The organism is Paracoccus sigandri, from assembly GCF_003709565.1.
Taxonomy (GTDB): domain Bacteria; phylum Pseudomonadota; class Alphaproteobacteria; order Rhodobacterales; family Rhodobacteraceae; genus Paracoccus; species Paracoccus siganidrum.
This window is the reverse complement of the sequence record NZ_QNRC01000032.1, coordinates 41,014-48,840: the sequence shown is the minus strand read 5'-3', so window position 1 is coordinate 48,840 and position 7,827 is coordinate 41,014. Positions and strand designations below refer to the sequence as shown.

Here is a 7,827-nt window from a genome sequence, read left to right as displayed (position 1 = left end):
CGGCAGGTCGATGCCGAAGGCGGGACGGATGCGGCCGATCAGCCGCGTGGCCAGCAGGGAATCGCCGCCAAGGGCGAAGAAGCTGTCGTCGATGCCGATCTCGGGGGTGCCCAGCACCTCGGCGAAGAGCTCGGCCAGGGCGGCCTCGGTCGGGTTGCGGGGTGCGCGGCGGGGTCCGGCCTCGGCTTCGGGTTCGGGCAGGGCGCGGCGGTCCAGCTTGCCGTTGGGGGTCAGCGGCAGGGCCTCCATCGCCACGAAGGCGGCGGGGACCATGTAGTCGGGCAGCGCCTCGGCCAGCGCGCCGCGCAGCGCGTCGCGGTCCGGCTGGCCGACGACATAGGCGACCAGCCGCTTCTGGCCGGGGCGGTCCTCTCGTGCGATGACGGCGGCTTGCGGATGTCCCGCGCGGGCGATGGCGGCCTCGATCTCGGCGGGTTCGATGCGGAAGCCGCGGATCTTGAGCTGCTGGTCGGCGCGGCCGACGAACTCGACCTGCCCGTCCTCGCGCCACCGCGCCAGATCGCCCGAGCGATACATGCGCCGGCCGGGCGCGAAGGGATTGGCGAGGAAGCGCTCGGCCGTCAGGTCGGGCCGGTTCAGATAGCCCTGCGCCAGACCCGAGCCGGCGATGTAGAGCTCGCCCACGACGCCGATCGGGACAGGGTGGAGTGAGGCGTCGAGGATGTGCGCCTGCATGTTGTCCAGCGGCCGCCCGATGGGAACGGCGCCCTCGGCCGAGGGGGCGATCTCGCAGGTCAGCGCGAAGGTGGTGGTTTCGGTCGGGCCATAGCCATTGACGATCCGCAGGTCGGGAAAGGATCGTTGCAGACGGCCGATCGCCGCCGGCGACAGCACGTCCCCGCCCGCCCAGACCTGCTGCAGCCCGGCAAAGAAATCCGGCGCGGTGCGGGTGAATTCGTTGAAGAGACCGGCCGTCAGCCAGGCGCAATCCACCCGATGCCGTCGGACCACGCGGGTCATCTGCGCCGGGTCGGTGGCCTCGGGCGGGCCGATGACGATGGTGCGCCCGTTCAGCAGCGGCATCCACAGTTCGAAATTCGATGCGTCGAAGGCATGCGGCGAATGCAGCAGCACCCGCTTGTGGCCGCTGGCAAAGCGGCGGTCGCGCGTGAAATCGGCGATGTCGCGATGGCGGATCGCGACCCCCTTCGGCTTGCCGGTGGATCCAGAGGTGAACATGACATAGGCCAGCGCATCGGGGTCGGGCCGGTATGGTCCGGGTGTCGCGGCGGGCAGGGCTTCGCGGTCCAGCCGCAAGAGGTGGCGCGCCGCGATGTCGCGTCCGTCGATGGCGGCATCGGCGATCAGATGCGCCGCCCCGGCGGCTTCGATCACCTCGGTCAGGCGCTGGTCGGGATGCAATTCATGCAGCGGCACGTAATGCCCGCCGCATTTCAGCACCGCCAGCGAGGCCGCGATCACATCGGCCGAGCGGTGCAGCAGCATCGCGACCGGCTGTCCTGCGGTCAGACCCTGCCTCTGCAAGGCCGCCGCCAAGGCGTCCGAACGCGCGTCGATATCGGCAAAGCTGTGGCAGGCATCGCCGTCGATGACCGCGACGGCATCGGGTGTCCGCTGGACGATGTCGGCGAAGAGCCCGGTGATGGTCGCGGGCGGCAGGTCGGTGAAGGTGTCGTTGAAATCCGCGATCCGCTGCGCCTCGGCGGGGGTGAGCAGATCGGTGCCGGCCAGCGGGCTTTCGGGTGCGGCCAGCGCGGCAGCCGCGAAGCCGAGGAAGCGGTCGAGATGGGCCTGCATCTGCGATTGCGTCGCGATTTCGGTATTGCCGTCGAAATTGACGGTAAAGACCGGGCTGCCGGGAATGCCGACGATGGTGATCGAGACATCCTGCACCGCACCGTTCGACAGCGCCGTCAGCCGGGCCGGAATACCCGCGAAATCGAAATGATAGTCGAAGGGGACGATATTGATCCGCGGCCCGAAGCCGCGCGCATCGCTTCTGGCCAGCTTCAGGATCTCGGCGCTGCGGCAGCTTTGATGCTTGATGGCATGACGGATTCCTGTGCCGGTGGCGCGGGTCAGGTCGGTCAGCGCGGTCTGTGGGTCCATGTCCAGGCGCAACGGCACGACATTGGCCAGCATTCCCGGCGCATTGCGCGTGGCACGGGCTCGGGCCGCCACCGGAAAGTCGAACAGCATCGACGGACGTCCGGCGATGCGCTGCAGATAGGCGGCGGCCAGCGCCGTCAGGATCTGCGGCCAGCGGGCGCCGACCGTCGTTTCGGCATCCAGCAATGCGCGGGCCAGATCGGCGGGCACCGCCCCGCTTGCGCGGTGATAGGCGGACGAGCTGCGATGGGGCGAGCCGTCCAGCCCGGCAGGTTCCGGCGCATCGGCCAGGAAGGCGCGCCATGCCTCGATATCCCGCGCGTGGCGATCCGATGCGCGATAGCGTTCGTCCTCGGACAGGATCGCCTCGACACTGTCGGGACGATCATCGGTGGGGGCTGGTCCGCCGGTCAGCGCGGCGTAATGCGCGGCCAGCCGGCTGTTCATCAGCGAGCCGCTGAAGCCGTCCATGATCGCGTGGTGGTAACGCTGGAACAGCACCGCGCCGCCATCCGCCAGCCGATACAGCACGAAGGTATAGGGCGGCTGGGAGGCCAGATCATAGACATGGCGGCAGCGCCGCTGCATGTCGGCCTCGGCCTCGGCCATGTCCGCGCAGTCGATGACCTGCAGCGCGCTGCCCTGGTCTTCGGTGAAGAACTGGCGCGGACCGTCGGCCGTGTCGACGATCCGCAGGCGCAGCGTGTCGAATTCGGCAACGCTGGCATCCAGCGCCCGGCGCAGCGCGTCCGCGTCGATGCCGCCTTGCAGGTGCAGATGGCCGCGCAGGTCCAGAAGGTCATTGGCCGGGTCGAGTTGCTGGGCGAACCAGATCTCTGCCTGGGGGGCCGAAAGCGGATGCAGATGGCGGGGATTCATGGTCATCGGAAAGGCTCCGGTAATCGGTCGGCGTCAGGCGGACAGCGGTGTCGGCAGGGCGGCGGCGGGAAGCGAGGCGGCATGGCTCTGGCGTTCGACCAGCCGGGCATAGAATTCATGCGTCGCCACAAGGTCGCTATGCGTGCCAGAGCCGGAAACCCGCCCGCTTTCGAGGAAATAGATCAGATCGGCATCGAAGACGGTGGACAGGCGGTGCGCGACGACGATGTTGGTGCGGCCGGCCCGCAGCCGGTCCAGCGAAGCCTTCACCTGACGCTCGGTTTCGCCGTCCAGCGCCGAGGTGGCCTCGTCCAGGATCAGGATCCGCGGGTCGCGCAGGAACATGCGGGCGATGGCGATGCGCTGGCGCTGGCCGCCCGACAGGTTGTTGCCCTGTTCGATCAGGTTCGTATCCAGCCCGCGCGGCAGGGCTTCGATGAAGCTCAGCGCATCGGCGCGGTCGGCGGCGTCGCGGATCTGGTCGTCGGTGAACCTGCCGGCCAGCCCATAGGTGATGTTGTCGCGCACCGAGCCCGGCATGACCGGCGCATTCTGCGGCACATAGCCGATCATGCGCCGCCAGTCCTGCAGGGGGATGCGCGCGATGTCGGTGCCGTTCAGGGTAATCCGTCCAGAAACCGGCAGGTAGAAGCGTTCGATCAGCGACAGGATGGTGCTTTTGCCGCTGCCGCTGGGGCCGACCAGCGCCGTGGTGGCGCCGGGCGCGAAGTTCAGCGACAGATCCTTCAGGACCGGCTGCTGCCGGGCGTCATGCGCCTGATAGGCAAAGGAGACATTCTCGAAGCGCAACTCGCCGGCGCGCGCGGGGGCGGGATCGGCGGCGTCGTATTCCTCCTCGGTCTCGTCCAGCAGCACGGCGATGCGGGCGGATGCCCCCTTGGCGCGCTGCAGTTCGGCCATGAACATGGTCAGCTGCATCAGGGGGGAAATGACGTTCAGGATCGACAGGATGAAGGCGGTCAGGGTGCCCACGCTCATGGTGCCGACGGATACGCGACTGGCACCGTAGATCAGGATGGTGACGATCGCCGCCGTCATCGCCAGCTGGATCACCGGCTCCAGCGTGGTGTTGATGGTCGAGCTGCGCATCCCCAGACGGCGCAGATTTTCCAGCGCCTTGCCGATGCGGCGGCTTTCGCGCTGCTCGGCGGTGAAGGCCTTGACCAGCCGGATCTCGCTGAACACCTGGGTCAGCAGGCCGCTGAGCCGCGCGGCCTCGTCCTGGGTGCGGCGGCTGAGGCCGTCCAGCAGCATCGACAGCGGCACCAGCACGGCGAATGCCGCCAGCAGCGCCCCCAGCAGCGTCATCGTCAGCGCGCTGTCCAGCGAATACAGCACCGCCGCCACCCCGATCAGCATCATCGTGCCGGTGATCAGGTTGACCGCCTGCGTCGTGGTCAGGCTCGAGATGCTTTCGCAGTCGCGCATGATCCGGCTGACCCTTTCGCCGCTGCCCTCGCGGTCGAAGGCGGGGATGGTCAGGCGCAGCATCTTGTCGGACAGGCGCTGGCGCAGGTTGGCGACGATGTTGTGGCCGATCCGGGCCAGCAGCAGCGACGAGAGCGCATTGAACAGGGTGGCCCCCAGAAGCGCGGCGATCAGGAAGGACATGGTTTCGCTGATCAGCCCGCCGCTGCCTGCGGTATCGACCACATTGCGCGTCAGCAGCGGAAAGACCAGCGAGCAGGCGACGCCCGCTGCCGCGGCCAGGGTGGCTGCGATCAGGGCGGGGACCGAGGGCCGGCCTGCGCGGATCAGCCTCAACAGCGGCGAGAAACCGGATGCCATGTCATGTCCTCCATTCGGGCGGCAGGGTGCCGTTCCGAAAGAAGCATGGCGGCGATTCGGCGCTGCGGCTAAACGCCCATCCGGCCCTGCATGTTCTGTCCCATACAGATGAGGGGGTTAGTTTCGGCGCCCGCGTCTGGCATTCAGGTCAACCTGTTTGCGATGCGCCCGAACCTGCACCGCGCGGGCAGATGCGCCGCCACCCACCATTTCAGTCGCCGGATACGCTTGCTATGGACCACGCCCGAATTCTTGACAGGGAAGCCGACGGCCTGCTGCTGATCGCGCCGCTGGCACCTGCGTCGCAGGCCCGCCCGCGGCTGCTGGCGCTTTATCGCGACCGACTGGCCGCGATACCCGAATCGGGACGGGATGCGTTCTTGACGGGGCGGGCGATGGCGACGCGCGGGATGCGCGTGCTGGGACTGCGGCCGAAGGTGGTGGCCGAACGGATCGGGGCGGCCTGGCCCGAGGGTCTGGCCGGAGCGATCGGCCATGGCGGCGGGCAGGTCGGCGTCTGGCTGCGGCGGGACGGCACCGAATCGCTGGGACTGGATCTGCGGAAGATCGGGGGCGAGGCGCAGGCAAAGATGCTGTCGCAGCACGAATGGCATCTTCTGTCTCGGCAACCCGGACTGGCGCGGATGCGGCCCGAGGAACGAGTGGCGGGCGCGATCTCGGCCAAGCACGCGCTGGCCCGTGCGCTGGCGCTGCAGCTTGGTGTCGCCGCCAGTCCTGCGGCTCTGCTGGTCCGACCCTCGGCACGGTCGGGCATCTGCCTGGGCCTTGCGGATGCGCGCCAGCACGGGCTGAGCGCGGAAGATGGTTTCCGGGTGGAACTGCGGGTCATGCCGGGGCTGGTGCTGACCCGTGTCGCAGTCGGACAGCTGGCGCGGTTGCGGCTGTGCTGATGCACGCGGCCCCCGCAGATGCGGGGGACGGAATGGGCGCGTGCAGGCGGGGCGCTGTCGGCTTGCGATGCATTGTCCGAGGCTTCGGGCAATCAGGAAGCAAGGAGCGCCTGCCCATGTTCACGATGATCCGGCCGCATGAAACCGCCGCCAATCCGCAACTGATGCGGGCCATGTTCCGGCTGCGCAAGCGGGTCTTTCACGACCGGTTGAACTGGCAGGTCGCGCTCTGCGGGGATGAGGAGCGTGACGCATATGACGACCTGGAGGCCAGCTATCTGGTCTGGTGCTCGGAGGATCGCAGCAGGCTCTACGGTGTCGTGCGGCTGATGCCGACAGACGGGCCGACCCTGCTGCATGATGTCTTCTGGGCCACGCATGGCCGCAATGCCGATCTGATCGCGGATGACATCTGGGAAGGCACGCGGATGTGCCTGGACGACGAGATGTTGGCCCGTGATTTTCCCGACATGGATGCGGGCAAGGGCTTCAGCCTGCTGCTGCTGGCCTTGTGCGAGGCCGCGCTGGTCTTCGGCATCCGTCGGCTGGTGTCGAATTTCGAGCCGATGATGAGCCGCGTCTATCGTCGTGCGGGCGTCAGGATGCAGATGCACGGATCGGCCGATGGCTATGGCCGCCGTCCGGTCTGCTGCGCCTCTTTCGTGGTGTCGGATCAGGTGCGGCGGGACATGCGGCAGGCGCTTGGCATCGCGGCGCCGCTGTTGCGTCCGACGGCCCCGATCGTGCCGCCCTGTCCGGTGCCGAACCCGGCGCCGGTGACGCGGATCCCCGCCATGATGCATTGACCAGCTGATATTGGAACCGGAATTGGACAGCTTTGCCCTCTATTGCCTTGCCGCGGAAATCCGTCCGGCCGAGACCCTGCGGGTTCTGGGGCTGATCGAGCGCAGGCTGGCCGGCAACCCCGCCGATCCCGAGGCCCGGCTGTACAAGGGCGCGCTGCTGGCGCGCCTGGGCCTGGAGATGGGCGATCCGGGCCAGGCGCGGCGCTTTCTGGGTGCCGGGATCGGGATCATGCGCGCGATGCCGCCTGCCGATCCGTCGCGGCCCGTGGCGCATCTGCGGATGCTCTATGCCCGAGGCACGACGCAGGTGTTGCTGCCGGTGCCGCCGATGACGCTGCCCGAGGTGGATCAGGGCATCGCACGGATCCTGGATCATCCTGGTTTCGGCCGGTTGCATGGGCCGCGGCGTGCAGTCGTGCTGGGGATGCGGGCGCATCTGCTGAAGCAGCAGGGGCAGGACCGGACGGCGGCGCGGATCTGGCGCGCAGCCACCCGGATCGAGAACCGGATCAGCGGCTTTCCCGACGCGCCGCCTCAGATCATCCTGTAGCGCACCGCCTTGGCCACCGCCTGCGCCAGCGAGACGCAGTTCAGCTTGACCCGCGCAAGCTTCAGATAGCTGCGCACGGTATGTTCCGACAGGTTCAGGATGATCGCGATCTCGCTGTAGGTCTTGCCCTGGGCGGTAAAGCGCAGGCATTCATATTCGCGCGGCGCCAGTTGCGGGATGCCCATCGCATCCGCCGCCGCCTCGGCCAGCGCCTTCACATGCAGGTCCATATGCGCCTGCGCCAGCCCGTCCAGGTGCTCGGCCACATGCCCGGCCCAGCCCTCGGACCGGATACGGCTGATCGACAGCACGCTCTTGCGGCCATGCGAATCGACATGGACGAGGCTGTAGCCGACCGTGCCCAGCCCCGCCTGCACGAATTCTTCCATCGTCTTGACCTGGTCGTCGTCCAGCACCAGATCGGACCAGAAGAAGGCATCGTCGCCTTTCTGCGCGCGCTGCAGGACGGGGTCGGAAACCGCCATGTTGTTCAACAGATAGCGGCTGACCCAGCCTTCGGGATAGGTGGTTCTGACGAATGGATTGTCCAGCCCGACGGTGGGGTTGTTCAGGATATGCAGCGTGATGTGATCCACCTTCAGGATCTCGCGCATGGTCTCGATCGCTTCTGCGGTGGAATCGGCGGGCAGCAGGGAACGGGTAAGGGTCATTTGCGTCCGGTGGTTGCGTCTTGGGCCGTGGGAACGACTCGCGGCGAAGTTTACCTTAGGCAAGCTCTGTGACGCTTTCCTGTGCCAAATTCGGTTGAGCCGAAATTCGC

The 7,827-nt window shown here is 67.8% G+C and carries 6 protein-coding genes; 3 read left to right on the top strand and 3 right to left on the bottom strand.

Features of this window, described 5'->3' with window-relative positions; genetic code table 11:
- Both C9E82_RS20070 and C9E82_RS20065 read right to left on the bottom strand, forming a co-directional pair.
- Positions 1 to 2,976: non-ribosomal peptide synthetase (locus C9E82_RS20070; protein ID WP_122449376.1), on the bottom strand; the 2,976-nt coding region annotated here is incomplete at its 3' end.
- Positions 2,977 to 3,003: 27 nt separating this feature from the next.
- Entirely contained in the window at positions 3,004 to 4,779 is a 1,776-nt protein-coding gene (locus C9E82_RS20065; RefSeq protein WP_119897110.1) for an ABC transporter ATP-binding protein, read from the bottom strand.
- Between the two features lie 233 nt (positions 4,780 to 5,012).
- Here C9E82_RS20065 and C9E82_RS20060 point away from each other — a divergent pair, with 233 nt between their 5' ends.
- From C9E82_RS20060 to C9E82_RS20050, 3 genes are all read left to right on the top strand, one after another.
- Positions 5,013 to 5,690, top strand: a complete 678-nt coding sequence (locus C9E82_RS20060) for a hypothetical protein (protein WP_119897109.1) — start codon at positions 5,013 to 5,015, stop codon at positions 5,688 to 5,690.
- Positions 5,691 to 5,806: 116 nt separating this feature from the next.
- The gene (locus tag C9E82_RS20055) at positions 5,807 to 6,496 is read left to right on the top strand and encodes an acyl-homoserine-lactone synthase (RefSeq protein ID WP_119897108.1); all 690 of its coding nucleotides are present in this window, start codon (positions 5,807 to 5,809) and stop codon (positions 6,494 to 6,496) included.
- A gap of 10 nt (positions 6,497 to 6,506) precedes the next feature.
- A complete protein-coding gene (locus C9E82_RS20050) occupies positions 6,507 to 7,046 on the top strand; it encodes a hypothetical protein (protein ID WP_119897107.1) in 540 nt (179 codons plus the stop codon).
- Here the strand turns inward: C9E82_RS20050 and C9E82_RS20045 are convergent.
- Positions 7,031 to 7,717, bottom strand: coding sequence for a helix-turn-helix transcriptional regulator (locus tag C9E82_RS20045; RefSeq protein ID WP_119897106.1), 687 nt, complete (start codon positions 7,715 to 7,717; stop codon positions 7,031 to 7,033). The two genes, C9E82_RS20050 and C9E82_RS20045, sit on opposite strands and share 16 nt — an antisense overlap.
- Positions 7,718 to 7,827: the final 110 nt, after the last annotated feature.

Coding starts and splice junctions, on each gene's coding strand:
- C9E82_RS20065 (WP_119897110.1), bottom strand. CDS start 4,779: ATGGCATCCGGTTTCTCGCCGCTGTTGAGGCTGATCCGCGCAGGCCGG.
- C9E82_RS20060 (WP_119897109.1), top strand. CDS start 5,013: ATGGACCACGCCCGAATTCTTGACAGGGAAGCCGACGGCCTGCTGCTG.
- C9E82_RS20055 (WP_119897108.1), top strand. CDS start 5,807: ATGTTCACGATGATCCGGCCGCATGAAACCGCCGCCAATCCGCAACTG.
- C9E82_RS20045 (WP_119897106.1), bottom strand. CDS start 7,717: ATGACCCTTACCCGTTCCCTGCTGCCCGCCGATTCCACCGCAGAAGCG.